Origin of the sequence: Mesorhizobium sp. Primo-A, from assembly GCF_003997175.1 — a bacterium.
GTDB classification, from domain to species: Bacteria; Pseudomonadota; Alphaproteobacteria; order Rhizobiales; family Rhizobiaceae; genus Mesorhizobium; species Mesorhizobium ciceri.
The window spans coordinates 166,781-191,632 of the sequence record NZ_RZTG01000008.1 but is presented as its reverse complement, the minus strand read 5'-3'; the positions used below and the strand labels follow the sequence as shown (position 1 = coordinate 191,632).

Annotated in this window: 23 protein-coding genes; 21 read left to right on the top strand and 2 right to left on the bottom strand. The window is 62.9% G+C overall.

The features are described 5' to 3' along the window. The first annotated feature begins 8 nt into the window (after positions 1 to 8). The 5 genes from EOC83_RS16435 (at position 9) to EOC83_RS16415 (ending at position 3,425) form a co-directional block, all read left to right on the top strand. Positions 9 to 353, top strand: coding sequence for a hypothetical protein (locus EOC83_RS16435; protein WP_063168321.1), 345 nt, complete (start codon positions 9 to 11; stop codon positions 351 to 353). A 27-nt stretch (positions 354 to 380) separates the two neighbouring features. Continuing rightward, positions 381 to 1,784 carry a hypothetical protein gene (locus EOC83_RS16430; RefSeq protein ID WP_127224655.1) on the top strand — a complete coding sequence of 468 codons (1,404 nt, stop codon included), beginning with the start codon at positions 381 to 383 and terminating at the stop codon, positions 1,782 to 1,784. Then, the gene (locus EOC83_RS16425) at positions 1,781 to 2,335 is read left to right on the top strand and encodes a hypothetical protein (protein ID WP_063168319.1); all 555 of its coding nucleotides are present in this window, start codon (positions 1,781 to 1,783) and stop codon (positions 2,333 to 2,335) included. Before EOC83_RS16430 ends, EOC83_RS16425 begins: the two co-directional genes overlap by 4 nt. A gap of 20 nt (positions 2,336 to 2,355) precedes the next feature. Then, the gene (locus EOC83_RS16420; RefSeq protein ID WP_199489653.1) at positions 2,356 to 2,682 is read left to right on the top strand and encodes a DUF4406 domain-containing protein; all 327 of its coding nucleotides are present in this window, start codon (positions 2,356 to 2,358) and stop codon (positions 2,680 to 2,682) included. A 143-nt stretch (positions 2,683 to 2,825) separates the two neighbouring features. After that, positions 2,826 to 3,425 carry an RNA ligase family protein gene (locus tag EOC83_RS16415; protein ID WP_063168317.1) on the top strand — a complete coding sequence of 200 codons (600 nt, stop codon included), beginning with the start codon at positions 2,826 to 2,828 and terminating at the stop codon, positions 3,423 to 3,425. Here the strand turns inward: EOC83_RS16415 and EOC83_RS16410 are convergent. After that, entirely contained in the window at positions 3,416 to 4,897 is a 1,482-nt protein-coding gene (locus EOC83_RS16410; RefSeq protein ID WP_063168316.1) for a pilus assembly protein TadG-related protein, read from the bottom strand. The two genes, EOC83_RS16415 and EOC83_RS16410, sit on opposite strands and share 10 nt — an antisense overlap. A gap of 83 nt (positions 4,898 to 4,980) precedes the next feature. Then, complete coding sequence (locus tag EOC83_RS16405) at positions 4,981 to 5,205, bottom strand: hypothetical protein (protein WP_063168315.1); 225 nt, start codon at positions 5,203 to 5,205, stop codon at positions 4,981 to 4,983. A gap of 465 nt (positions 5,206 to 5,670) precedes the next feature. On the opposite strand from EOC83_RS16405, the gene mraZ reads away from it, so the two are divergent. The 16 genes from mraZ to ftsZ all read left to right on the top strand — a co-directional run bounded on the left by mraZ (position 5,671) and on the right by ftsZ (position 24,687). Further along, positions 5,671 to 6,129 carry a division/cell wall cluster transcriptional repressor MraZ gene (mraZ, locus tag EOC83_RS16400; RefSeq protein ID WP_063168314.1) on the top strand — a complete coding sequence of 153 codons (459 nt, stop codon included), beginning with the start codon at positions 5,671 to 5,673 and terminating at the stop codon, positions 6,127 to 6,129. Beyond that, the gene (gene rsmH / locus EOC83_RS16395; RefSeq protein ID WP_027160638.1) at positions 6,126 to 7,160 is read left to right on the top strand and encodes a 16S rRNA (cytosine(1402)-N(4))-methyltransferase RsmH; all 1,035 of its coding nucleotides are present in this window, start codon (positions 6,126 to 6,128) and stop codon (positions 7,158 to 7,160) included. The genes mraZ and rsmH overlap by 4 nt, the downstream gene beginning before the upstream one ends. Before the next feature lie 4 nt (positions 7,161 to 7,164). Then, on the top strand, positions 7,165 to 7,563 hold the full coding sequence (locus EOC83_RS16390; RefSeq protein ID WP_013530950.1) for a hypothetical protein: 399 nt from the start codon (positions 7,165 to 7,167) through the stop codon (positions 7,561 to 7,563). Beyond that, the gene (locus tag EOC83_RS16385) at positions 7,560 to 9,269 is read left to right on the top strand and encodes a penicillin-binding protein 2 (RefSeq protein ID WP_013530951.1); all 1,710 of its coding nucleotides are present in this window, start codon (positions 7,560 to 7,562) and stop codon (positions 9,267 to 9,269) included. Before EOC83_RS16390 ends, EOC83_RS16385 begins: the two co-directional genes overlap by 4 nt. A 54-nt stretch (positions 9,270 to 9,323) precedes the next feature. Further along, positions 9,324 to 10,778, top strand: coding sequence for a UDP-N-acetylmuramoyl-L-alanyl-D-glutamate--2,6-diaminopimelate ligase (locus EOC83_RS16380; protein WP_063168313.1), 1,455 nt, complete (start codon positions 9,324 to 9,326; stop codon positions 10,776 to 10,778). Continuing rightward, entirely contained in the window at positions 10,775 to 12,232 is a 1,458-nt protein-coding gene (locus tag EOC83_RS16375; protein WP_063168312.1) for a UDP-N-acetylmuramoylalanyl-D-glutamyl-2,6-diaminopimelate--D-alanyl-D-alanine ligase, read from the top strand. The genes EOC83_RS16380 and EOC83_RS16375 overlap by 4 nt, the downstream gene beginning before the upstream one ends. Positions 12,233 to 12,250: 18 nt before the next feature. Further along, positions 12,251 to 13,333: a phospho-N-acetylmuramoyl-pentapeptide-transferase gene (gene mraY, locus EOC83_RS16370; protein WP_013530954.1), complete on the top strand. Its 1,083-nt coding sequence runs from the start codon at positions 12,251 to 12,253 to the stop codon at positions 13,331 to 13,333. An 8-nt stretch (positions 13,334 to 13,341) separates the two neighbouring features. Continuing rightward, positions 13,342 to 14,742, top strand: a complete 1,401-nt coding sequence (gene murD, locus EOC83_RS16365; RefSeq protein ID WP_063168311.1) for a UDP-N-acetylmuramoyl-L-alanine--D-glutamate ligase — start codon at positions 13,342 to 13,344, stop codon at positions 14,740 to 14,742. Then, positions 14,742 to 15,893: a putative lipid II flippase FtsW gene (gene ftsW / locus EOC83_RS16360; RefSeq protein WP_013530956.1), complete on the top strand. Its 1,152-nt coding sequence runs from the start codon at positions 14,742 to 14,744 to the stop codon at positions 15,891 to 15,893. Before murD ends, ftsW begins: the two co-directional genes overlap by 1 nt. A gap of 1 nt (position 15,894) precedes the next feature. Next, a complete protein-coding gene (gene murG, locus EOC83_RS16355) occupies positions 15,895 to 17,022 on the top strand; it encodes an undecaprenyldiphospho-muramoylpentapeptide beta-N-acetylglucosaminyltransferase (protein ID WP_063168310.1) in 1,128 nt (375 codons plus the stop codon). Beyond that, the gene (gene murC / locus EOC83_RS16350) at positions 17,019 to 18,425 is read left to right on the top strand and encodes a UDP-N-acetylmuramate--L-alanine ligase (RefSeq protein WP_013530958.1); all 1,407 of its coding nucleotides are present in this window, start codon (positions 17,019 to 17,021) and stop codon (positions 18,423 to 18,425) included. The genes murG and murC overlap by 4 nt, the downstream gene beginning before the upstream one ends. Beyond that, positions 18,422 to 19,387, top strand: a complete 966-nt coding sequence (gene murB, locus EOC83_RS16345; RefSeq protein WP_063168309.1) for a UDP-N-acetylmuramate dehydrogenase — start codon at positions 18,422 to 18,424, stop codon at positions 19,385 to 19,387. The genes murC and murB overlap by 4 nt, the downstream gene beginning before the upstream one ends. Positions 19,388 to 19,779: 392 nt before the next feature. After that, positions 19,780 to 20,706 carry a D-alanine--D-alanine ligase gene (locus EOC83_RS16340; protein WP_013530960.1) on the top strand — a complete coding sequence of 309 codons (927 nt, stop codon included), beginning with the start codon at positions 19,780 to 19,782 and terminating at the stop codon, positions 20,704 to 20,706. Further along, positions 20,694 to 21,635, top strand: coding sequence for a cell division protein FtsQ/DivIB (locus EOC83_RS16335; protein ID WP_063168308.1), 942 nt, complete (start codon positions 20,694 to 20,696; stop codon positions 21,633 to 21,635). Before EOC83_RS16340 ends, EOC83_RS16335 begins: the two co-directional genes overlap by 13 nt. Next, on the top strand, positions 21,632 to 22,939 hold the full coding sequence (ftsA, locus tag EOC83_RS16330; protein WP_013530962.1) for a cell division protein FtsA: 1,308 nt from the start codon (positions 21,632 to 21,634) through the stop codon (positions 22,937 to 22,939). Before EOC83_RS16335 ends, ftsA begins: the two co-directional genes overlap by 4 nt. A gap of 68 nt (positions 22,940 to 23,007) precedes the next feature. Further along, the gene (gene ftsZ / locus EOC83_RS16325; RefSeq protein ID WP_063168307.1) at positions 23,008 to 24,687 is read left to right on the top strand and encodes a cell division protein FtsZ; all 1,680 of its coding nucleotides are present in this window, start codon (positions 23,008 to 23,010) and stop codon (positions 24,685 to 24,687) included. Positions 24,688 to 24,852: the final 165 nt, after the last annotated feature.

The following is a 24,852-nucleotide window of genomic DNA, read 5'->3' as shown; positions in this document are numbered from 1 at the left end:
GGGCCATCATGACACTCCACGACGTTTTCGTCTCACTGGGTATTGACCCAGCGGTCCTTGCGGCCGGAACCGCCGGCGGCCTTCTCCGCGCTTTGTCGCGCAAGAAATTCAAGTTCCGGGAGATGGTTGTCTCCCCGATTTGCGGCTGTCTGGCGGCCGCCTATTTGACTGCACCAGCAGTACACATCGTTCGCGTCTGGGACTGGCCGCCATTGCCGGCCGAGCCTGATCAGACGGCAAACTACGCCATCGCGTTCCTGATTGGAGCGATGGCGATGTGGATCTCTGACATCGCAACGGACGCAGTCGTTCGGAGGGTATGGCCGCGACACGATTCCGACGAGGACTACTGAGTCTAGAAACAGAGCAGGAGGATCAGCATGGGCACACCAGCGCTGTCTGACGAAGAACGCTTGCGCCGCAAAACTGCAGTCGAGCAGGCGTTGAGGGACGGGTTTCCACCGATGGGGGTGTCGGGGAAGAAAGGGTGCGTGACAGAGGCAGCAAAAAGCCTCGGCGTCAGTCGCGGCACAGTCAATAGCTGGGTGATCGCCGAGGAAGGTCTCAAGGCAACCAAGCAGAAGAACTTTGCGCCTGATTGGTCGATCTATCAGACCCCCGCAAATCCAGAGCCAGCGAGGGCCGATCGACCGCAGGCGACTGTGGATGACAAGCTGATTGAGCACCGCCTTCGTAACCAAGTGAAGCGCCTAGAGACCGAGAACAAGGATCTCCTTGGGCGCGTATCTGGTGCCGAGGATTTCCGCTCATCGGTTCTTGGTCTGACTGATCCACTCGAGCCGGTCACCTTCCAGCGCCATGGTAAGTCTTCACGATCGCGCGAGACGGCGATCCTGTTCCTTTCAGATCTTCAATGGGGAGAGACCATCAATCTAGGCAATATGGACGGCCTGAATTCATACGACGCCGACATCGCCAGGAGTCGCCTTGAGAGAGTCTTCGTGACTGCGGTCGAACTGATGACCCGGCACTGGCCGGCCGATCAGGATCCGCCGGAGCGGATCATTCTGGTGCTGGGTGGCGATATGATCAGCGGCGAAATCCATGACGAGCTCGCCAAGTCAAATGCGCTGCTTTCCATCCCTGCTCTCAAGGACTGCGCTGCGCACATCGTTTCCGGCATCGAGCACATCCGCCAGCACATCGACTGCCCGATCGACATCATCTCGATCCCGGGCAACCATGGGCGGACGACAAGAAAGCCGGAATCGAAACTCTATGCCGAGCACTCCTATGACACGCTCGTCGCCGACTTGGTCGAATTGCATTTCAAGGAAGGCGGCAAGTATCCGGACTGGTTCCGGATGTTCAAGCCGATCTCTGGTGACGCACTGATCTGGATCTATGGCTACCGGTTCCTGATCACTCATGGCGATCGCATCGGCTCCCGCGGCGGCGCCGGCTTTGTGGGAGCGGCCGCCACCATCGCTCGCGGCTTCAAGAAGCTGGTCATGGACTATGCCGGCCGTGGCATCACGCTCGACTTCATCATGTGCGGCCACTTCCATGTGGCGCTCGAGCTCGAGGAGGGCATCTGCAATGGCTCACTGCCGGGCCCGTCTGAGTATGCCCGCGATTTTCGCTTCAAGCCCCGGCCTTGCTCGCAGACGTTCCTGACTGTGCACCCAAGGCGTGGCGTGACCCAGATACGCAGAATCGTGCCTGGCGTTCCGGAGGAGGGGTCGCTCTATGAGCCCAAGGAGCCGCCTGTCGATGGTGGCAAGCCCCGTTTCAGGATCCCGGCGATCGGTGAACGCGCATGAGCCTCATGATCGGCCTCACCGGCTCCCGCAACGTCGGCAAGAGCACCGTTGCCAACATGCTGGTTGAAAGCTTCGGCTTTCGCCGCATCCATGCGTTCGACGGCGGGAAGGCCGCCACGCTGGCCTACTTCATGCATCTCGGCGCCACGTCGACCGAAGCAAACGAGATGGTCTACGGCAGCCTTAAGGATATGCCATCCGATCTCCTGCCGGGGCGGGTTTCGCCGCGTTACTTTATGGAGAAACTAGGCAAATTCTTCGGGGTGACGCTAGGCCCAGAATGGACCCTTGGCGCGGAGGTTGCGCGGCATCAACGAAGCAACCCTGGCGCCAAACTGATCGCCGAGAGCCTGGTGTACGAAGCGGCGCATTGGAAAGCCGCCGGCGGAGTCATTGTTCGCGTCGAGCGCCCCGGGCATGTCGGCCCAGTCGGCTGCGAGAGCGATGTGTTCCAAGCGGGCATCGTCGAGGATGTAAAACTGCTGAACGACGGCGGACTCGGCAACCTTCGCCTTGCGGTTGTCGACCTTATGCGGAGGCTCGCGTCATGAGGACATATTTGGCGGGGCCTATGCGGGGTATTCCGCTTTTTAATTATCCCGCCTTCCATGCTGCGGCCGCCAAACTTCGCGCCGAAGGTCATGAGGTCTTTTCGCCAGCCGAGCGCGACACCGTTCGAGAGGGCAAAGACATCTCAATCGGTAATGCTGCCGGCTGTGAGATTCTCGCCGCCGCGGAGCACGGTTTCTCGACCCGCATTGCGCTCGCCGACGACTGTGACTGGATATGCCGGCATGCTGAAGCGATCGCTCTTCTGCCCGGCTGGCAGAATTCGCGCGGAGCCAAGGCCGAGTTGGCACTGGCAGAAGCTATTGGGCTCGAGGTGGTGCACCTATAGCGCCACACGCGAAAGCGTATAAAACTAAATCATCCGCAATCGCGTATACGCCCGCTCCGGTTCGCCGGGGCGGGCCCTTTTTGCGTTTATGGAACCGAAACACCTCTGCGCTATTGAATCGCGTTGCATCACGCGGAGTTTGCATGGCCGAGCGGCTGGCGTTCATTCCTCCCATGACCCCGAAGTTGGCCGCCATGCCGCCCTTGGGAGATGGCTGGATCCACGAGGTCAAGCTTGACGGCTACCGCGCCCAGGTCGTCATCAATGGGCCGAACGATATTCAGGTCTTCACCAAGAGCGGTGCTGACTGGTCACCTAACTTCGCAGGCATCGTCGAGGCGGCGCGCGGGCTCGAGGTCGAAAACGCGATTATCGACGGCGAGGCGGTGATCGTGAATGCCGCCGGATTGCCGGATTTCAATGCGATGCAGCGCATGGTCCGCAAAGACCCCTATGCCGCGGTCTTGGGCGCCTTCGACATCATGCACCTGAACGGCCACGACCTGCGCGATATCGGCTGCAAGGCGCGCCGGGAGATGCTGTTCAGCATCATCAAGCCGAACAGCCGCATCCAATTCAGCGAGGCGCTGCCCGGCGACGCCAAGTCCATCTTCTATCTCGTCGAACAGGCTGGCTTAGAGGGAGTGGTGTCGAAGCGTATCGATAGCCGATACCACGGCGGCCCGAGCTCGAACTGGGTGAAGGCGAAATGCTGGAAGCGCCGACCTCGCCCTCAACGATAGAGTTGCACCTCGTTGCGAACGAACTTGTCCAGCGTGCCTTGGCCGCCGGTGGAGATGTCGACCAATTCCATCATGACCGAGGCATCGGATGCAGCCGACTGGACCGGTTCCGTCAGAAAGAAACTGCCGAAGGCTTCGACCGGAACGCCAGTGCTGTGACCGGATAAATCATTTCCTTCGGCCTCAAGCGCGTTGCAGTTGAGAATTGCGCCATAGAGCAAACGACGGTCGATCGAAGTGATTACCGCTTGGCAACTGTTAGGGGGAGATCCAATCTCATTGCCCGTGGACGGATGGCCGACCAATCCAGCCGACTGTTCGTATTTGTAGACCTCGTAGCGCGTCGGCTTGGTGCCGGCCCATCCTGTGGGTTGTGGGATTCCCCCGAAATTGGTGCTCCAATAAGTGTCCAGTGGCCAGTTTCCGTCGCCCATGCGGCCGCCCATGTATGGGGTGGATTGGTCTCTCGGTAGCCCCATATTGCCAGCCATGCCGAACGTTAGCTGGTTCATGGTGGGGCACTGGCCGGCGCCGCCGGAAGTCTTCTTGGCGCCCTTCCTGACATTGGCTGCGGGGCCGTAGTCGGGGTTGTTGAAGCCGCCGCCTGTGGCTCTGATGCCGAACCGGACGTTGAAAGCATCTTGGACAGGACCCGCGTTTTGACCCGTCTTGGTATCGACACCCTTTCGCCCATAGCAACCCTTCGGCTTAGATGTAGCTATGGTCTCGGCGAGAGCCTGAGCGCCGTTTCCAACCCCTTGTGGAGGCTCAAGGAAACCGAAATTGCCGGGGCCGGCCGCAGCGCCGTTGCCGACCTTGCGGACTTCGATCTGCCGGCGGCGCAGGTTCGGATCAGCCGCGGCCTCTTGAAGGGTGTGGTCCGGGTCACCTTCATATGGGTTGCAGATGAAAATCGGGGTGAAATCACAGACGGCTGTCAAGAATCCCGCCACAGCCTGCGGTCTGATGTCGAAGGTGTTGTTGCTGCTTGCTGGAAAGATCGCTTCGAAGGCCCCCGCACCATCCGCCAAGCCGGACGGGTTCACCGTTACCTCGGCGAATACAGCTGATTTGGAGTCGGGTGCCGCCCAGTTAACGCCGTTGGCATCGACGCCGTCAGCGCCCAAAGCGATGTTGTCGCTTGCGGGTATCCCGGACAGGTAGGTCACGGTCACGTCCGCAAGCGCAAGCTTGTGGTTACTGCCCAGCTTCGAAAACTTGGTCGTGTTGCTGAGGAGCGTGGCTTTCGCCCGGTTAGCTCGGTCGATTGAATCCGCTCTGCCATCCAGTTCCGCAGCGGTCGCAAGCGCGAGCGCATCGACACCCTTCTGTAGTTCCTGGTGGAGCGAGTTTGCCCGGCTCATGTCGATCGCCAGAAGGGCAAGGCCGATGAGCGCAGGCAGCATGATAGCCACGAGGATCATCGCGACGCCGCGTTGGTCATCCAAGAATTCACGCAGAAAACGAAACATTGCAGCTTCCCCCTTGCCCAGGCCGCAGATATTTCCTCGTTTTATTAGATTATGCTAAATAATTTGCATGAGCAAGATGGCGGTTAATTGGCGCCAAGGACGTCCTTAATGGCGGCTTTTGTCTCCTCGTCTTGGATCTGCGCCCGTACCTGTCTGGCCTCGGAAAACATCCAAATCTCTTTTGCTGCCAGGTAGGCGGTCGAAATGATGACGCAAATGGCGGCCGCATTGATCAGCTTGTGGTTCATGGTATTTCCTCCCCAGATGGGGTGAATCTTGCGCGTTTTGGTCGCCGCTTGCAAATCCATGTTTCACCTCTCATCGGCGTGTGCATTTCAAGGTCAAGCCGCGCAAGCTCGCGAATGATCCTGCCGAATTGGAGGTCTCGAATGAGCCCTTCGTTTCCAACATCCATGCAATTCATGCGGTAACGGCTCTCAACAAAATCAACCCTTTAACGATAACGCTTCGTTAGGCTTAATAGACCATAAAGACGAGACGTGTCGTCACGGCTGCTCTCTTTGGTCGGGGCGCGCGTGTTTGTGAAGCCTATTCCCGTTGACGCCCATAGTGCCCCATGATATCCCATCCAGACATCAAAGCCTTCGTTCCGTGTCAGGGTAAAGCGTACGCCAATCGGGCAGCCGCGGCGGCTGCGCGTTTGCTGGTTTTTGCCTGTGCGGACGAGGCTGATACGGGGCAGGGAACGCGCTGCGGCGGCGCGTGCGACAAGATGCAGAGGGGTGCGGCGGCGCAAGCGGCTGTAGCGTTTAATGGACCGGTTTCTGTCAAACACGGTGAGCAGGATCGATGCGAAGGGGCGGGTGTCCGTTCCCGGGCATTTCCGTGCCGTCGTGCAGAAGCGCGGCTATTCGGAACTCTATGCGCTGCGCTGCCTGGACCTGCCGGCGATGGATGTCGGCGGGCTCGACCTGCTCGACCGCTACGAGCAGCGCATAGCGCTCGAGGATCCCTTCCTGCAGACGGCGGACGATATGTCGTTCTTCTGCCATGGCGACGGAACCTTCTTGAAACTCGACCAGGACGGCCGCATCACGATGAGCGATTTCCTTCGCGAACACACCGGCATCTCGGCGGAAGTGGCCTTTGTCGGGCGCGGCAATTTCTTTCAGATCTGGGAGCCGGGACGGCTTGCCGCCTATGGGGCGCAGGCGCGGGCACGGCTTTTGCAGCTTCGGCAGGGGACGAAGCCTGGGGAGCGACCGGAATGACGGCAGGCCACGGCGATGACCTTCCTCGCGCCGTAGATGGGCACGCCGTTGGCGGATCGGCCCGCCACATTCCGGTCCTCCTTGCCGAAGTGCTCGAAGCACTGGCGCCGGCGCAGGGCGACCTCATCATTGATGGCACGTTCGGCGCCGGCGGCTACACCAGGGCCATTCTGGCGACAGGCGCCTCCGTGGTGGCGATCGACCGCGATCCGGATGCCATTGCGGCCGGGCGCGATCTTGAAGTGCAGTCGGGTGGTCGGCTGCGGCTGGTGCAGGCGCCGTTCTCGACGCTGGACGAACATGTCGAGAGCGCCGACGGGATCGTGCTCGACATCGGCGTGTCCTCGATGCAGCTCGACCAGGCGGAGCGCGGGTTTTCGTTCCGCGCCGACGGGCCGCTCGACATGCGCATGGCGCAATCGGGCCTCAGCGCCGCCGACGTCGTCAATTCCTTCAAGCCGGGCGATCTTGCCCGCATCTTCGGCTTCCTCGGCGAGGAGCGCCATGCCGGACGCATTGCCCGCATGATCGAGGCGCGCCGCGAAAAGCGCCCGTTCGAGCGCACGTTGGAACTCGCCGACGCCATCGAGACGCATATCGGCCGGGCGCCGAAGGACAAGATCCATCCGGCGACGCGCGTCTTCCAGGCGCTGCGCATTTTTGTCAATGACGAGCTTGGCGAACTGGCCAAGGCCCTGTTTGCGGCCGAACGCGCTCTGAAGCCGGGCGGACGGCTCGCCGTGGTCACCTTCCATTCTCTGGAAGACCGCATCGTCAAGCGTTTCATCGCAGACCGGGCCGATGTCGCGACCGGCTCGCGTCACCTGCCCGAGGCGCATGCGCGCACCGCGACGTTCCGCAAGGCGGGCGGCGGCGTGACGGCCGGCGACGCCGAGGTGGCGGCCAATCCGCGCGCCCGTTCGGCCAGGCTGCGCGCGGCGGTCCGCACCCAGGCGCCGGCGCGCGGCAGCGACTTTTCGATTTTCGGCCTTCCAAAGCTTCCCGGTATCGACCGGCCGGGGGAGAGGTAGCTAAGTGTTTCGTACCAGCGACATTGTCCTGATCGCCGTCATGGTTGCGGTCGCGGCCCTTACCTACAAGGCCAAGCGCGAGGCCGAGGAACAATTGGCCGCCGTGCAGAAGATCCATGCGCAGATACGCTATGAGGAGGACACGATCGACCTGCTCAAGGCCGACTGGAGCCTGCTTACCCAGCCGTCGCGGCTGCAGAAGCTCGCCGAACTCTACAAGTCGCAGCTCGAACTCGAGCCGGTCAGCGCCCGCCAGATCGGCGGTGTCGGCGACCTGCCGGCCAAATCCCTTGACATCCAGGACATCTTGTCGGGACGCCAGGGCGGCATGGCTGATAGTTCGGGCGGCAAGGCGCCGTCGGACGGCAGGGATCCCGTGGTGACCGGAGGCATCGCCCAATGATCGGTAAACTGCTGAAACGTCGCGCCAGGACGAGTGAAGATGGATCGATCGTGGTCGAGGGCGCCCGCAAGGCGACCGGCGGCAAGGGCAGGACGCGCATCGTCATGACGATGGCGGTGTTCTTCGGCATCTTCTCGACCATATCAGGGCGGCTGGTCTATCTCGGCTTCCAGACCCCCGATATGTCGGGCGGGCCGCAGAGCCGGGTGACGGCATCGCGGCCCGACATCGTCGACCGCAACGGCGAAGTGTTGGCCACGGACATCAAGACGGCGTCGCTGTTTGCAGAACCACGCCGGATTGTCGACGCCGACGAGGCGATCGAGAAGCTGTCGACGGTGCTTCCGGACATCGACTATGAGCAGACCTACCATAAGCTGAAGAGCGGCGCCGGTTTCGTCTGGCTGCAGCGGCAGCTGACGCCCAAGCAACAGTCCGACATCATGCAGCTCGGCATTCCCGGTTTCGGCTTCCGCACCGAAAAGCGCCGCTTCTATCCGAGCGGCGAAACCTCGTCCTACATTGTTGGGCTCACCAACATCGACAACCAGGGCATCTCCGGCATGGAGAAATATGTCGACGAGCAGGGGCTGAGCGACCTGCAGGCGTCGGGCCTTGCCATTGCCAAGGATCTCAAGCCGGTAAAGCTTTCGATCGATCTGCGCGTGCAGCATGTGGTGCGCGACGAGATCGCCGCCGGCCTGGAGCGCTATCGTGCCATGGGCACCGGCGCCGTTGTGCTCAACGTCAAGACCGGCGAAGTGGTGGCCATGGCCTCGGTGCCGGATTTTGATCCGAACAATCCCTACAACGCACAAGACAAGGACCGGCTGAATCGCATGTCGGCGGGCCTCTACGAGATGGGTTCGACCTTCAAGAGCTTCACCTCAGCCATGGCGCTCGATTCCGGCAAAGCGACGATGGCGAGCCGCTTCGATGCTTCGCATCCAATCCGGGTCGGCCATCAGGCCATTCACGATTTCCACGGCAAGAACCGTGTGCTGTCGTTGCCGGAGGTGTTCCTCTACTCGTCCAACATCGGGTCGGCCAGGGAAGCCGAGATGGTCGGCATCGAGGGGCATCGCGAATTCCTGCATCGCCTTGGCATTCTGGACAGGATGCAGACCGAATTGCCGGAGACTGCCCGTCCGACTGAACCGAAGGTCTGGAAACAGGTCAATTCATTCACCATCGCCTTCGGCCATGGCGTGTCGACGACGCCGCTGCAAGCGGCTGTGGGCTGCGCGGCGTTGATGAATGGCGGTTTCCTGATGAACCCCACCTTTCTGGTGCGGACGCAGGCGGAAGCGATGGCCACCGCCAAGAGAGTGGTGAGCGAAAAGACCGTCGAAGGCATGCGCTACCTCTATTCGCTCAATGCCGAAAAGGGCTCTGCCAGAAACGCCAGAGTCCCCGGCTACCGCGTTGGCGGCAAGACCGGAACCGCCGAGAAGGTCATCAATGGCCGCTACTCGAAGGACTTGAATTTCAACACCTTCGTCGCCGCCTTCCCGATGGACGATCCGCAGTATCTGGTGTTTACCATTGCCGATGCCCCGCACCCGGAAAAGCCCGGCATGACGGATGTCGCGGCCGCGAATGCTGGGGTTATGGCCGGCAATATCATCAGGCGTTCAGCTGCCATGCTTGGCGTGAAGCCAGATTTCAGCCATGAAAATGGTGCAACGCTGGTTTCCTATCAGTGATTCTTAGGGCGCGCCGGCAACAGCGCGCTATTTTGTTACGGTGAACGGGACTCGATGAAGCTCAGAGATCTAGCCGGTATCCTGCCCGTCGAGGGAATAGCTTCCGTCGATCTGGAGGTTACAGGGATTTCTTCGGATTCCCGCGAGGTAAAAGCGGGCGTTGTCTTTTTTGCGCTCGCCGGAACCAAGGCCGACGGTGCCGTTTATGCCGCAGATGCCGCCGCGCGCGGTGCGGCCGCGATCGTGGCGGGCAAGGGCAGCACCATTGCCGGGCTCCCGGTTCCGGTGCTGGCGGTCGACGATCCGCGCCTGGCGCTGGCGCAGAGTGCGGCACGCTATTTCGGCAAGCAGCCTGAGATCATGGTCGCGGTGACCGGCACCAGCGGCAAGACCTCGGTCGCAGCCTTCACCAGGCAGATCTGGGAGCAAGCCGGTTATGCCGCCGCTTCGATCGGCACCACCGGCGTGGTGGCGCCTGGGCGCAACGACTATGGTTCGCTGACGACACCCGATCCGGTCGCCCTGCATCAATTGCTGCGGGAATTGGCCGATGCCGGCGTCACCCACGCCTCGATGGAAGCCTCCAGCCATGGGCTCGACCAGCGCCGCCTCGACGGCGTGAAGCTGGCCGCCGGCGGCTTCACCAATCTCGGCCGCGACCATATGGATTATCATCCGACCATCGAGGATTATCACCGCGCCAAACTGCGCCTGTTCGACACGTTGCTGCCGAAGGGCGCGCCGGCCGTGATCTTCGCCGACGATCCATGGTCGGCGCCGACGACCGTGGCCGCAAAGGCTGCCGGGCTCAATGTGCTGACGGTCGGCCGCCATGGCGACTTCCTCAGGCTGAAGCGGGTCGAGCACGAACGCCACCGCCAGCGGGCCGAAGTCGAGGCCGACGGCGTGCTCTACGAGATCGACCTGCCGCTGGCCGGTGATTTCCAGATTTCGAACGCGCTGGTTTCGGCGGGTCTTGCCATTTCCACGGGAACACCTGTCGCCAAGGCCCTGATAGCGTTGGAGAAACTGAAGGGCGCGCCGGGCCGGCTCGACCTCGTCGGCACCACCGGCAATGGCGCGCCGGTCTATGTCGACTATGCCCACAAGCCGGACGCGCTGGAAAACGTGCTGGCTTCGGTACGGCCGTTCACCACCGGTCGTGTCATCGTCGTGTTCGGCTGCGGCGGCGACCGCGACCGGGGAAAAAGGCCGATCATGGGCGAAATCGCGACGCGGCTTGCCGATGTCGTCATCGTCACCGACGACAATCCGCGCTCCGAAGTGCCGGAAACGATCCGTGCCGCTATTTTGGCCGCTGCTCCAGGTGCCATCGAGATCGGCGACCGGCGCCAGGCGATCCACGAAGCGGTCGCCATGCTGCATGCCGGCGACACGCTGATCGTGGCCGGTAAGGGCCACGAGGAAGGCCAGACGATCGGCTCCGAGACCTTGCATTTCTCCGATCATGAGGAAGTCCGCGCGGCACTCACGGAGCGCGCAGCATGAGCTTGCTGTGGACCTCCGAAGCGCTGGTTGCCGCCATGGACGGGCGGCCGCTCGGGCCGATGCCGGAGGGGATTTCAGGCATTTCGATCGACAGCCGCAGCCTGCAGCCGGGCGACGCCTTCTTCGCCATCAAGGGCGAGGCGATGGACGGCCATGACTTCGCAACCGCCGCCATCAAGGCTGGCGCTGGCGTGCTGGTGGTGGCCGAAGGCAAGCTGCCGTCGCTCGGCCGGTTGACAGCGCCGATCATCGTCGTCGAGGACGTGCTGGTCGCGCTGGAAAAGCTTGGAGTTGCATCGCGCGCCCGCTCGAGCGCGAAAATCATCGCTGTGACCGGTTCGGCCGGCAAGACCACCACCAAGGAAGCGCTGCGCCATGTGCTGCAAGCCGTAGGCAAGGTGCATGCCTCGGCGCAGTCCTTCAACAATCACTGGGGCGTGCCGCTGACCTTGGCGCGGATGCCTGATGATTGCGACTATGCCGTGTTCGAGATCGGCATGAACCATCCCGACGAGATCCGTCCGCTGGTCAAGATGGTGAGGCCGCATGTCGCCATCGTCACCATGATCGCGGCGGCGCATCTCGGCTTTTTCCGTAATCTGGACGAGATCGCCAAGGCCAAGGCCGAGATTTTCGAGGGGTTGGAGCCCGAGGGGGCCGCCGTCCTCAACCGCGACGATGCCCGATTCAAGCTGCTCGACAAGATGGCCCATGCCGCCGGTGTCGAGCACGTCTACGGCTTCGGCGAGAATGCGCGCTCTACCTTCAAGCTCACCAAATGCGAACTGCATGCCGATCATTCCGACATCACCGCCAGGATCGGCGGCCACGAAGTGACGGCGCGGATCGGCGCGCCCGGTCGCCATATGGTGCAGAACGTGCTGGCGGTGCTGGGTGCGGCGCATCTGGTCGGCGCCGATCTCGACAAGGTTGCTTCAGCACTGGCCGATCTCTCCGCCGAGCGCGGGCGCGGCAAGCGCCATGTGCTGCGCCATCCCGGTGGTTCGACTTCGAGCCACCCCGGTGGACTGATCACGCTGATCGACGAAAGCTACAACGCCAATCCGGCATCGATGGCTGCTGCGATGGCGTTGCTCAACGCGACGCCGGTGACGGGCGAGGGCCGCCGCATCGCCGTGCTCGGCGACATGCTCGAACTCGGCGACCATTCGACCAAGCTGCATGCGGCCCTTGCCGATCTCATCGTCGGCACGGGCACGCAGACCGTTTTTCTTGGCGGCCCGGAAATGCGGGCGCTGGCCGAAGCGCTGCCGGCTGACATCAAGACGGAATACCGCGCCGGTGTCGAGGAGCTGAAGCCGGTGCTGCTTGCCGCGCTCAAGCCGGGTGACGTGGTGATGATCAAATCGTCGAAGGGCATCGGTTTTGCAAAACTGGTCGATGCGCTGCTGGGCAAATTCCCGGCTGAATCGACAACCAGAAAACAGACCTAGGTCGGGGGACGAAAGCGCATGTTCACACTGCTCGTCGATTTTGCGGACAAGGTCTCGGTCTTCAATGTCTTCCGCTACATCACCTTCCGCACCGGTGGGGCGCTGATCACGTCGGCGCTGATCGTCTTCATCTTTGGACCGACCATCATCAATTCGCTGCGGCTGCGGCAAGGCAAGGGCCAGCCGATCCGCGCCGACGGGCCGCAGACACATTTCAAGAAGGCCGGCACGCCGACCATGGGCGGGCTGATGATCCTGTCGGGCATCATCGGCTCGTCGCTTTTGTGGGCGAACCTGTCGAGCATCTATGTCTGGGTGGTGCTGCTGGTGACGCTGGGCTTCGGCTCGATCGGCTTTTACGACGACTATCTGAAGGTCACCAAGCAGTCGCATCTCGGCTTTTCCGGCAAGGCACGGCTGGCGCTGGAATTCGTCATCGCCGGCATCGCCGCTTGGGTGATCATGCACAATGGCCAGGCGCCGTTCTCGTCGTCGCTGACTTTTCCCTTCGCCAAGGAATTCATCGTCAATCTCGGCTGGTTCTTCATTCCGTTCTCCTGCTTCGTCATCGTCGGCGCCGGCAATGCGGTGAACCTGACCGACGGCCTTGACGGCCTGGCGATCGTGCCGATCATGATCGCGGCTGCCTCCTTCGGCGTCATCGCCTATCTCTCCGGCAACGCCGTGTTCGCCGAATATCTGCAGATCCATTTCGTGCCCGGCACCGGTGAACTCGCGGTCGTGCTCGGTGCGGTCATCGGCGCTGGCCTCGGCTTCCTCTGGTTCAACGCGCCGCCGGCGGCTATCTTCATGGGCGACACCGGCTCGCTGGCCATGGGCGGCCTGATCGGCACGGTCGCCGTCGCCACCAAGCACGAGATCGTGCTGGTCATCGTGGGCGGATTGTTCGTCGTCGAAATCCTGTCGGTCATCATTCAGGTCGGCTATTTCAAGATGACCGGCAAGCGGGTGTTCCTGATGGCGCCGATCCACCATCATTTCGAAAAGCTCGGCTGGACCGAAAGCCAGGTGGTGATCCGCTTCTGGATCATCGCCGTCATCCTGGCGCTGGTCGGCCTGTCGACCCTCAAGCTGAGATAGGAAGCCCTTTGATCCCCGCCGCATCCTTTTCAGGCAAGCGCGTTTCGCTCTTCGGGCTTGGTGGCTCGGGGATCGCGACGGCGCGCGCGCTGATCGAGGGCGGCGCGGACGTGCTGGCCTGGGACGACAATCCCGACAGTGTGGCCAAGGCCGCCATTGCCGGTATCGCGACCGCTGATTTGCGCGGCGCCGACTGGGCGAAATTCTCGGCCTTCGTGCTGTCGCCTGGTGTGCCGCTGACGCATCCCAAGCCGCATTGGACGGTGGAACTGGCGCGCGGCTCAGGCGTCGAGATCATCGGCGACATCGAGCTTTTCTGCCGCGAGCGGGTGCTGAGCGCGCCGACAGCGCCTTTCATCGCCATCACCGGCACCAACGGCAAGTCGACGACGACCGCGCTGACCGCGCACATCCTGAAAGCCGCGGGACGGGATGCCCAGATGGGCGGCAATATCGGCCGCGCGGTGATGACGCTCGATCCGCCCGAGCCCGATCGGCACTATGTCGTCGAGTGTTCGTCCTACCAGATCGACCTCGCGCCCTCGATCAATCCGACGGCCGGCATCCTGCTCAACCTGACGCCCGATCATCTCGACCGCCACGGCACCATGCAGCACTACGCCGCGATCAAGGAGCGGCTGGTGGCCGGCAGCGAGACGGCGATCGTCGGCATCGACGATTCCTGGTGCGCGCAGATTGCCGAGCGGCTGGAGCGGGCGGGGCGGCATGTCATCCGCATTTCCAAGCGCCTGCCGCTGACCGACGGCTATTTCGCCGATGGCAGCAATTTGATGGAAGCTGTGCACGGCCGTTACAGCCGTGTCGCCTTCCTCGAAGGCATCGGCTCCTTGCGTGGCCAGCACAATGCCCAGAACGCTCTGGCTGCGGTCGCCGCTTGCCTCAAGGTCGGGCTGGAGCTTGGCGAGATCCAGTCGGGGCTGGAAAGCTTTCCCGGCCTCGCGCACCGCATGGAGCAGGTCGGCCGCAAGGACCATGTGCTGTTCATCAACGATTCCAAGGCGACCAATGCCGATGCTGCGGCGCCGGCGCTGTCGAGCTTCGCGCGCATCTACTGGATCGCCGGCGGCCTGCCCAAGGAAGGCGGCATCGAACCCTTGCGCGGTTTCTACCCGCGCATCGCCAAGGCCTATCTGATCGGCGAGGCGGCGCCGGCGTTTTCGGCGACGCTGGGCGAGGCCGTGCCCTACGAGATTTCAGGCACGCTGGCCGCGGCGGTCGAGCACGCCGCGCATGATGCGGCTAAGGACGACAGCGGCGAGGCGGTGGTGCTGCTGTCGCCGGCCTGCGCCAGCTTCGACCAGTTCAAGAATTTCGAAGTTCGCGGCGAAGCCTTCAGGCAAGCTGCGAATGCTATCGAGGGTGTGAAACCCATCGGAGGGGCACGATAATGCAGAGCCGTCTCGACAAAAGTCCGGTTGCGACCTGGTGGTGGACGATCGATCGCTGGTTCCTGGCGGCGTTCCTGTCGCTGATGGGCCTCGGTATCGTGCTGTCCTTCGCGGCGAGCCCGGCGGTCGCCGAACGCATCGGCCTCGACAGTTTCCACTTCGCCACCAGGCAGATCATCTTCACCGTACCGGCGCTCGGCGTGATGCTGGCTGTGTCGTTCCTCGATTCCAGGCAGATCCGGCGCATGGCGCTGATCATGCTGTGCCTGATGCTGGTGCTGATGGTGGCGGTGCTCTACATCGGCGTCGAGGTGAAGGGCGCACGCCGCTGGGTGTCGCTTGCCGGCCTGTCGATCCAGCCGTCGGAATTTTTGAAACCAGCCTTCGTCATCATGTGCGCCTGGCTTTTCGCTGAGCACAAGCGCCAGCCCGACATTCCCGGCAATCTGTTCGCCATGTTGCTGCTGGTACTGGTCGTGTCGCTGCTGGTGGCGCAACCGGATCTCGGCCAGACCATGCTGACGACCGGCACCTGGGGCATCATGTTTTTCATGGCCGGGCTGCCCTGGCTGTGGATCGTTGCGCTGGGTGCCGCCGGCGTCGGCGGCGTTTTCGCCGCCTATACGGTGTTCCCGCACGTTGCCTTGCGCATCGACAAGTTTCTTACCGGCGAAGGCGACACATTCCAGGTCGATATGGGACGCGACGCGCTGATCAATGGCGGCTGGTTTGGCGTCGGACCAGGTGAGGGCACAGTCAAGCGCGTTATTCCCGACAGCCATGCCGACTTCGTCTTCTCGGTCGCAGGCGAAGAGTTCGGACTGATCATGTGCTTCTTCATCATGTCGATATTCGCCTTCATCGTGCTGCGCGGCCTCAACACGGCGCTGAAGGAGCATGACGATTTCACCCGCTATGCGGTCGGCGGCCTCGTCACCGTCTTCGGCCTGCAGGCGGTCATCAACATGTGCGTCAACCTCCAGCTTGTGCCGGCCAAGGGCATGACGCTGCCGTTCATCTCTTATGGCGGCTCTTCGCAGATCGCCATCGCCATCTCGATGGGGATGGTGCTGGCGCTGACACGCAAGCGGCCGGAAAAGCGCAAGCAGATGGGCTTTGGCCTGTCGCAACGCGCCGTGCCGGCGGAGTGATATGGCCAGAGGCGTCATCCTTCTCGCGGCAGGCGGCACCGGTGGGCATCTTTTCCCGGCCGAGGCGCTGGCGCATGAGCTGAACGAGCGCGGCTGGTCGGTGCACCTGGCAACCGACGACCGTGCCGAGCGTTTCGCCGGCCATTTTCCGGCCGCTGCCGTCCACCCGATCCAGTCGGCGACGATGGGCTCGAAAAATCCTTTTGCCCTGCTTGGTGCCTTCTGGAAAATCTGGCGCGGCGTGCGCCAGGCTTCTGCCGTCATCGCCAGGATCAAGCCGGATGCCGTCGTCGGCTTCGGCGGCTATCCAACCTTGCCGCCGCTCTACGCGGCGACACGGCGCAAGGTACCGACCCTGATCCATGAGCAGAACGCGGTGATGGGGCGCGCCAACCGGGCGCTGGCCGGCCGTGTCGACGCGATCGCCGGCGGCTTCCTGCCGCAGGACAGCAGTGCAGCCGGGGTCAAGACGGTGACGACAGGCAATCCGGTCCGGCCTGCGGTGCTGGAAGCGGCCAAGACTGCCTATGCGGCATCTGCCGGGGATCAACCGTTCCGCCTGCTGGTTTTTGGCGGCAGCCAGGGCGCCCAATTCTTTTCCGATGCCGTGCCGGGAGCCATTGCGCTGCTTTCCGACGCCCAGCGCAAACGGCTGGTCATTACCCAACAAGCGCGCGCCGATGACGTGGCGCGGGTCAAGGCGGTCTATGCCACCCTTGGCGTCGCCGTCGAGGTCTCGCCCTTCTTCACCGACATGGCGGCACGCATGGCGGCCGCTCATCTGGTGATCTCGCGTTCCGGCGCCTCGACCGTCTCGGAGATCGCCGTCATCGGCCGGCCGGCGCTGCTGGTGCCTTACCCCCATGCGCTCGATCACGATCAGGCGGCGAACGCGGCGGCCCTTGCCGCTGCCGACGGCGGCGAAGTGCATCCGCAATCCTCGCTCTCGTCCGAACGCATCGCAGCGCTTGTCGGCGGGCTGATGGACGACCCCGATCGGCTGACGGCAATGGCGGCGGGTGCGAAATCGGCCGGCAGGCCGGACGCGGCACGGTTGCTCGCCGATCTTACAGAGGCTATTGCGTCCAAAAAAACCGTTTCGGATTTCAGGAAGGGGACGCAAGCATGAAGATGCCGCAGACCATCGGCCTTGTGCATTTCATCGGCATTGGCGGCATCGGCATGAGCGGCATTGCCGAAGTGCTGCACAATCTCGGCTACAAGGTGCAAGGGTCCGACCAGGCCGAAAGCGCCAATGTGCAGCGGCTGCGCGACAAGGGCATCGAATGCTTCGTCGGCCATAGGGCCGAGAATCTCGGCGATGCCGAGGTGGTGGTCGTCTCGACGGCGATCAAGAAATCCAACCCTGAGCTGAAGGCCGCGCGCGAAAAGCTGCTGCCGATCGTGCGCCGGGCCGAGATGCTGGCCGAACTGATGCGCTTTCGCCAGGCGGTGGCGATCGGCGGCACGCATGGCAAGACGACGACGACCTCGATGGTGGCGACCTTGCTCGATGCGGGCGGGCTCGATCCGACCGTGATCAATGGCGGCATCATCAATGCCTACGGCACCAACGCCCGCATGGGCGACGGCGAATGGATGGTGGTCGAGGCCGACGAGAGCGACGGCACCTTCCTGAAACTGCCGGCCGAGATCGCGGTCGTCACCAACATCGACCCCGAGCATCTTGACCACTATGGCAGCTTCGACAAGGTGCGCGAGGCGTTCCGCCAGTTTGTCGAGAACGTTCCGTTCTACGGTTTTGGCGTGATGTGCACCGATCACCCCGAAGTGCAGGCGCTGGTCAGCCGCATCGAGGACCGCCGGGTCATCACCTATGGCGAGAATGCGCAGGCCGACGTGCGCTTTACCAATCACCGCATGTCAGGTGCCATTTCGGAATTCGACGTGGTGATCCGCGACCGCAAGACCGGCGGCCAGACTGTCATAGCAGGCCTGCGCCTGCCGATGCCCGGCCGTCACAACGTCTCCAACGCGACGGCAGCAATCGCGGTCGCGCACGAACTCGGCCTGTCGGCCGAGGCGATCAAGAAGGGCCTGTCGTCCTTCGCCGGCGTCAAGCGCCGCTTCACCCATACCGGTTCGTGGGACGGCGTCGAAATATTCGACGATTACGGCCACCATCCGGTCGAGATCTCGGCGGTGCTGAAGGCGGCGCGCAGCGCCACCCAGGGTCGTGTCATCGCCATTGCCCAGCCGCATCGCTTCACCCGGCTGCATGATCTGTTCAACGAGTTTTCCACCTGCTTCAACGACGCCGACACAGTAATGGTGGCGCCGGTCTACGCCGCCGGCGAAGAGCCGATCGACGGCGTCAGCTCGGACGCGCTGGTGTCGCGCATCCGCGCCGGCGGTCATCGCGACGCGCGCTACATCGAGGGCCCGGCGGCGATTGCGCCCATCGTCCGTGATCTGGCCAAGCCGGGCGATTTCGTCGTCTTCCTTGGAGCCGGCAACATCACCCAATGGGCCTATGCGTTGCCCAAGGAGCTTGGCGGGACCGTCTCATGAGGCACGGCCAGGCCCTGATCGACAGACTTGGCGACCGGCTTGCCGGCCTGCGTGGCCGCCTGACGCCGAACGCCGAGATGGACAAGATCACCTGGTTCCGTGCCGGGGGGCTGGCTGAAGCGTTGTTCCAGCCGGCCGATGAGGAGGACCTTGCCGCGTTCCTGAAAGCCGTTCCCGAAGAGATACCGCTGACGGTCGTCGGCGTCGGCTCCAACCTTCTGGTCCGCGATGGCGGCATCGAGGGCTTTGTCATTCGGCTTTCGGCCAAGGGCTTCGGCGATGCCGAGGTGATTTCGCCAATCAGGATCAAGGCGGGAGCTGCGACCCCCGACAAGCGCGTCGCAGCGGTGGCGCTCGAGGCCGGCATTGGCGGCTTTCATTTCTACCACGGCATTCCGGGTGCAATCGGCGGTGCGCTGCGAATGAATGCCGGCGCCAATGGCGTCGAGACGCGCGAGCGCGTCATCGAAGTGCGAGCACTCGATCGCAAGGGCAATGTGCAGACGCTGAGCAATGCCGATATGGGATACGCCTATCGCCATTCGGCGGCTCCCTCCGGGCTGATCTTCACCTCCGCCGTGTTCGAAGGCTTTGCCGAGGACAGGGCGACCATCAAGGCTGCGATGGAGGCCGTGCAGAACCATCGTGAGACCGTGCAGCCGATCCGCGAAAAGACCGGCGGCTCGACCTTCAAGAATCCCGACGGCACATCGGCCTGGAAGGAGATCGACAAAGCGGGCTGCCGCGGCCTGATGATCGGCGGCGCGCAGATGTCGCCGATGCATTGCAACTTCATGATCAACACCGGAACCGCGACCGGCTACGACCTTGAATATCTCGGCGAGACGGTGCGCACGCGGGTGCTGGAGAATTCCGGTATCCGGCTGCAATGGGAAATCAAGCGCATCGGCAATTTCCGGCCAGGGCATGCCGTTCAGGAGTTTCTCGGGCAGCTCCTTTAAGGTGCGCTGATATTCAGGTGATGCTCCGCTCCGGTTCTCGAAAGCCATCGTTTTCGACTCGGCCTGACCTGAATCTCGACACACCTAGCGCCTCGTTGAAGTTCATGTGATGCATGAACTTCAACGAGGCGAAAAACGGTCCGCGACCGTTGCCGCAAAGACTCAACGACACGCTTTTCGCATCCATTTTCTTAGAAAGTGAATCTCTCGGAATCGTAAGCACTTGCCAGTGAATCAACTCTCTGATTCTCTGCTCGAAAGCGTTTCCTGATTTGAGTCGTTCGACGCGTTTTCAGCGTTTTCCGTCTGGGGGGGCAACCTGCCGGGAGACTCTGACTCAATGTTGCGGAAAATCTGGTTTTGGTCCGCCGTGAGAGAGGGGATGCCGGGGAATGAAAAACAAGCATGTGGCCGTCCTGCTGGGTGGTTTTTCGTCCGAGCGGCCCGTGTCCCTGTCCTCCGGAAAGGCTTGCGCCGATGAGCTTGAGAAGGAAGGTTACCAGGTCACCCGCGTCGATGTCGGGCGCGATGTCGGCTCCGTGCTTGCCGAGCTCAAGCCCGATGTCGCCTTCAATGCGCTGCACGGCCCTTTTGGTGAGGATGGCACCATCCAGGGCATCCTCGAATATCTCGGCATTCCCTACACCCATTCCGGCGTGCTCGCCTCGGCTCTGGCCATGAACAAGGAGCAGGCCAAACGGGTTGCCAAGTCGGTCGGCATCGTGGTCGCCGAATCGAAGGTCGCCAGCCGCTTCGCCATCCAGAACAAGCATCCGATGAAGCCGCCCTATGTGGTCAAGCCGGTCAATGAGGGTTCGAGCTTTGGTGTCGTCATCGTGCATGAAGGCCAGTCGCATCCGCCGCAGGTTCTTGGCTCGTCGGAGTGGAAATATGGCGATACCGTCATGGTCGAGCGCTACATCCACGGCAGGGAGCTGACCTGCGCGGTGATGGGCGATGTGGCGCTGGGGGTCTGCGAGATCATCCCGACCGGCCATTCCTTCTACGACTATGATTCAAAATATGTCGCCGGGGGATCAAAGCACGAATGCCCCGCAAAAGTTTCACCGAATATTTACCAAAAAATACAAACACTGGCGCTCAAGGCTCACCAAGCGATCGGCTGTCGGGGCGTTTCCCGGTCGGACTTCCGTTATGACGATCGGCATTCCGAAAACGGCGAGATTGTCTGGCTCGAGGTCAACACCCAGCCGGGTATGACGCCGACGTCCTTGGTGCCTGAAATCGCCGCCCATGCCGGGCACTCGTTTGGCGATTTGTTGAGTTGGATGGTGGAGGACGCTTCGTGTCTGCGTTGAAATGGGGACAGGGTAGGGAGAGGGGCGCGGCCGGTCCGGCGCTGTTCGGCCTGTCGTTGTCGTTGGACCATTTCGTGCTGCCGCGGATGCTGCGCCGCCCGGTGCGCATTATGGCGCGCCTCGGTGTCGGAGAATTCCAGGCGCCACGCTTTTCCGCGGCCATGATGTCGGCCGTGCTGATTTTCTCGAGCAGTGCCTATGGCGCCTATCTCGGCGGTCATGTCGACGGTATCGTGCAGAGCATCACCGCCCGTACCGGATTTGCCGTCGATCAGGTCAAGGTGGTGGGCAATCGCCAGACCTCGGAAATCGATATACTCGACAGGCTTGAACTCGACGGCTGGACGTCGCTGATCGGCTTTAATGCCGAGGCCGCGCGGGAACGAATTGCGACCTTGCCGTGGATCGAGGTCGCGGCGGTGCGCAAGGTCTATCCGCATACGCTGGAAGTGCGTGTCGAGGAGCGTGAGGCTTTCGCGCTCTGGCAGCAGGGTGACGAGCTTTCGGTCATCGAGAAGAATGGCGCCATGATCGCGCCGTTCTCGGGCGGCAAGCAGGTGCTTCTGCCTCTGCTGATCGGCACCGGCGCGCCGGCGAGCGCGCCCGATTTCCTGGCCAAGGTCGAAAAATATCCCGAGCTCGCGAACCGGATCAAAGGTTATATCCGTGTCGGCGAACGGCGCTGGGACCTGAAGCTGGACAATGGCATCACCATCAAGCTTCCCGAGGACGACGAGGATCAGGCGCTCGCCGAACTCGTGAAGATGGATCATGACAACGGTTTGCTGTCGCGCGACATCGCCGCCGTCGACATGCGCCTGACGGACCGGCTGGTCGTCCAGTTGACGGCGGAAGCGGCGACGCAGCGCGAAGCCGCCCTCAACGAGAAACCCAAGAGCCTGAAGCGCAAGCCGGAGACGAAGATATGAGCTGGCTTGGCAGTCCTGGCGATGCCGCGTCGCGCCGGTCTGGCACCCTGACGGTGCTGGATGTCGGTTCGAGCAAGGTCTGCTGCATGGTGGCCAAGCTCAAGCCGTGCGATGACGGCAAGCTGCTGCGCGGCCGTTCGCACCGGATCCAGGTGATCGGCATCGGCCATCAGAAGTCGCAAGGCGTGAAGTCGGGTGTCGTGGTCGATCTCGACAGGGCGGAGCATGCCATCCGCCTTTCCGTCGACGCAGCCGAGCGCATGGCCGGGCTGACGGTTGATTCGCTGATCGTCAACATGACGGCCGGCCGGCTGAAGAGCGAAGCCTTCTCCGCCACCATCAATCTTGGCGGCCACGAGGCCGACGAGGCCGACATCAAGCGCGTTCTCGGTGCAGGCGCCAAGCAGGCGCTGAAGGCCGAGCGCGAAGTGATCCATTCGCTTCCCGTCGGCTTCTCGCTGGATGCCGAACGCGGCGTGCGCGATCCGCGCGGCATGGTCGGCGACGCACTCGGCGTCGACATGCATGTGCTGACCGGCGACGCCGCGCCGATGCGCAATCTGGAGCTGTCCATCAACCGTTCGCATCTGTCGGTCGAGCGCATGGTGGCGACGCCCTATGCCAGCGGGCTGGCGGCGCTGGTCGACGACGAGCTGGAAATGGGTGCGGCCTGCATCGACATGGGCGGCGGCACGACGACGATCTCGGTGTTTTCGGAAGGCAAGTTCGTCCATGGCGACGCCATCGCCATCGGCGGCAACCATGTCACGCTGGACATGGCCAAGGGGCTGTCGACCTCGCTTGATGCCGCCGAACGGCTGAAGGTGATGCATGGTTCGGCGCTGCCCGGCAGCGCCGACGATCGCGACCTGGTCTCGATCCAGCCGATCGGTGACGATGGCGACGTGCCCTTGCAGATCCCGCGCTCGGTGATGACGCGCATCGTGCGCGCCCGCATCGACGAGACGCTCGAACTGCTGCGCGACCGGCTGAACAAGTCCGGCTATGGCAATGCAGTGGGCAAGCGTGTGGTTCTTACCGGCGGCGCCAGCCAGCTTGCCGGCCTGCCGGAGGCGGCGCGCCGCATTCTGGGACGAAATGTGCGCATCGGCCGCCCGCTCGGCGTGGCCGGCCTGCCGGAAGCGGCGAAGGGGCCGGCCTTCTCGGCCGCGGTGGGGCTTCTGATCTACCCGCAGATGGCGAGCTTCGAGAGCCATCCGGCGAAAGGAATTTCCGGTCTCAAAATGACCGGAACGGGCGGAAAACTGCATCGCATGAGTCAGTGGTTGAGAGACAGTTTCTAAAATTGACGGGGACAGCCCCATAGGCGGCCGCGGCGGCGAAGCGGCGTGAAAGGCAAAGGACGGAGACAATGACCATCAATCTGCAAAAGCCGGACATCACCGAGCTTAAGCCGCGCATCACCGTGTTCGGTGTCGGCGGCGGCGGCGGCAATGCCGTCAACAACATGATCACCGCCGGTTTGCGCGGCGTCGAGTTCGTGGTGGCCAACACCGACGCGCAGGCGCTGACCATGTCGAAGGCAGGCCGCCTGATCCAGCTCGGCGCTCACGTCACCGAGGGGCTCGGTGCGGGATCGCAGCCGGAAGTCGGCCGTGCGGCGGCGGAAGAGTGCATCGATGAAATCCTCGATCACCTGACCAACACCCATATGTGCTTCGTGACAGCCGGTATGGGCGGCGGCACCGGCACCGGTGCTGCTCCCGTCGTTGCCCGCGCAGCGCGCGAAAAGGGCATCCTCACCGTCGGCGTCGTCACCAAGCCGTTCCACTTCGAAGGCCAGCGCCGCATGAAGACCGCGGACTTCGGCATCGAGGAATTGCAGAAATGCGTCGATACGCTGATCGTCATCCCCAACCAGAACCTGTTCCGGCTGGCCAATGACAAGACCACCTTCGCCGATGCCTTCGCCATGGCCGACCAGGTGCTCTATTCCGGTGTCGCCTGCATCACCGACCTGATGGTCAAGGAAGGTCTGATCAATCTCGATTTCGCCGACGTGCGCTCGGTCATGCGCGAGATGGGCAAGGCGATGATGGGCACCGGCGAAGCTTCGGGCGAGGGCCGCGCGATGGCCGCCGCCGAAGCGGCGATCGCCAACCCGCTGCTCGACGAAACCTCGATGAAGGGCGCCAAGGGCCTGCTGATCTCGATCACGGGCGGCCGCGACCTGACGCTGTTCGAAGTCGACGAAGCGGCGACCCGTATCCGCGAGGAAGTCGACCAGGACGCCAACATCATCCTGGGCGCCACTTTCGACGAGGAACTCGAAGGCGTCATCCGCGTCTCGGTGGTTGCCACCGGCATCGACAAATCGGCGGCTGAAATCGCCGCTGCGCCGATCTCGATCCGCACGGCGCCTCCGAAGCCGGTCAGCCGCCCGGCGGCTCAGATCGCGGAGGCTCGCCCGGCGCCTGTTCAGCAGGCGGCCTACGAGCCACGCGCTGTCGACCCTGTCGCCGAAGCCATCCAACTGGCCGAAGCCAATGCCGCGGCGATGGCGCAGGCGCGCCCGGCTCCTGTCGCTCACGCAGAAGATTTCCGCCCACAGAGCAAGATCTTCCAGGCGCCGCCAGCACAGCCGATGCCGCAGCCGGTGGTCCAGCAGATGCAGCCGGCCCCGCAGCCGCGCGAGATGCTGCGCGAAGCCCCGCAGCCTGTTGCCATGGCACCTCAGCGTATGCCGCGCGTCGAGGACTTTCCGCCGGTCGTCAAGGCCGAGGTGGATGCCAAGAGCCGCCCGGTGGACCACGAGAACAACAGCGGACCGATGGGCCTGCTGAAGCGCCTGACCAACGGACTGACCCGCCGCGAGGAAGAACCCGCAAGGCTGCAGCCGGCGCAGCCGCGTGAGCCCAAGCTGCGCCAGGCGGCGCCCGAAGTGCGCCGCCTCGCCAGCCAGGATGCGCAGCTCTATGCGCCGCGCCGTGGCCAACTCGACGATCAGGGCCGCCTGACGCCGCAGGTGAGGACGACTCAGGAAGACGATCAGCTGGAGATTCCGGCGTTCCTGCGCCGCCAGGCCAACTGATTGGTAAACGGACTGTAACATTTGTTAACAGGCAAGCGAGGAATCGCTTGCCTGTTAACGTTTTAAATGATGTGATTTCAATAACTTACAAAGTCGCACCCATTCCAGTTCGCGGTTACACAGAGTAAGAAACCGTGATTTGGAGTCTCCCTGACGGGACATTAT

Coding starts and splice junctions, on each gene's coding strand:
- EOC83_RS16435 (WP_063168321.1), top strand. CDS start 9: ATGACACTCCACGACGTTTTCGTCTCACTGGGTATTGACCCAGCGGTC.
- EOC83_RS16430 (WP_127224655.1), top strand. CDS start 381: ATGGGCACACCAGCGCTGTCTGACGAAGAACGCTTGCGCCGCAAAACT.
- EOC83_RS16425 (WP_063168319.1), top strand. CDS start 1,781: ATGAGCCTCATGATCGGCCTCACCGGCTCCCGCAACGTCGGCAAGAGC.
- EOC83_RS16420 (WP_199489653.1), top strand. CDS start 2,356: ATGCGGGGTATTCCGCTTTTTAATTATCCCGCCTTCCATGCTGCGGCC.
- EOC83_RS16415 (WP_063168317.1), top strand. CDS start 2,826: ATGGCCGAGCGGCTGGCGTTCATTCCTCCCATGACCCCGAAGTTGGCC.
- EOC83_RS16410 (WP_063168316.1), bottom strand. CDS start 4,897: ATGTTTCGTTTTCTGCGTGAATTCTTGGATGACCAACGCGGCGTCGCG.
- EOC83_RS16405 (WP_063168315.1), bottom strand. CDS start 5,205: ATGGATTTGCAAGCGGCGACCAAAACGCGCAAGATTCACCCCATCTGG.
- mraZ (WP_063168314.1), top strand. CDS start 5,671: ATGGACCGGTTTCTGTCAAACACGGTGAGCAGGATCGATGCGAAGGGG.
- rsmH (WP_027160638.1), top strand. CDS start 6,126: ATGACGGCAGGCCACGGCGATGACCTTCCTCGCGCCGTAGATGGGCAC.
- EOC83_RS16385 (WP_013530951.1), top strand. CDS start 7,560: ATGATCGGTAAACTGCTGAAACGTCGCGCCAGGACGAGTGAAGATGGA.
- EOC83_RS16380 (WP_063168313.1), top strand. CDS start 9,324: ATGAAGCTCAGAGATCTAGCCGGTATCCTGCCCGTCGAGGGAATAGCT.
- EOC83_RS16375 (WP_063168312.1), top strand. CDS start 10,775: ATGAGCTTGCTGTGGACCTCCGAAGCGCTGGTTGCCGCCATGGACGGG.
- mraY (WP_013530954.1), top strand. CDS start 12,251: ATGTTCACACTGCTCGTCGATTTTGCGGACAAGGTCTCGGTCTTCAAT.
- ftsW (WP_013530956.1), top strand. CDS start 14,742: ATGCAGAGCCGTCTCGACAAAAGTCCGGTTGCGACCTGGTGGTGGACG.
- murG (WP_063168310.1), top strand. CDS start 15,895: ATGGCCAGAGGCGTCATCCTTCTCGCGGCAGGCGGCACCGGTGGGCAT.
- murC (WP_013530958.1), top strand. CDS start 17,019: ATGAAGATGCCGCAGACCATCGGCCTTGTGCATTTCATCGGCATTGGC.
- murB (WP_063168309.1), top strand. CDS start 18,422: ATGAGGCACGGCCAGGCCCTGATCGACAGACTTGGCGACCGGCTTGCC.
- EOC83_RS16340 (WP_013530960.1), top strand. CDS start 19,780: ATGAAAAACAAGCATGTGGCCGTCCTGCTGGGTGGTTTTTCGTCCGAG.
- ftsA (WP_013530962.1), top strand. CDS start 21,632: ATGAGCTGGCTTGGCAGTCCTGGCGATGCCGCGTCGCGCCGGTCTGGC.
- ftsZ (WP_063168307.1), top strand. CDS start 23,008: ATGACCATCAATCTGCAAAAGCCGGACATCACCGAGCTTAAGCCGCGC.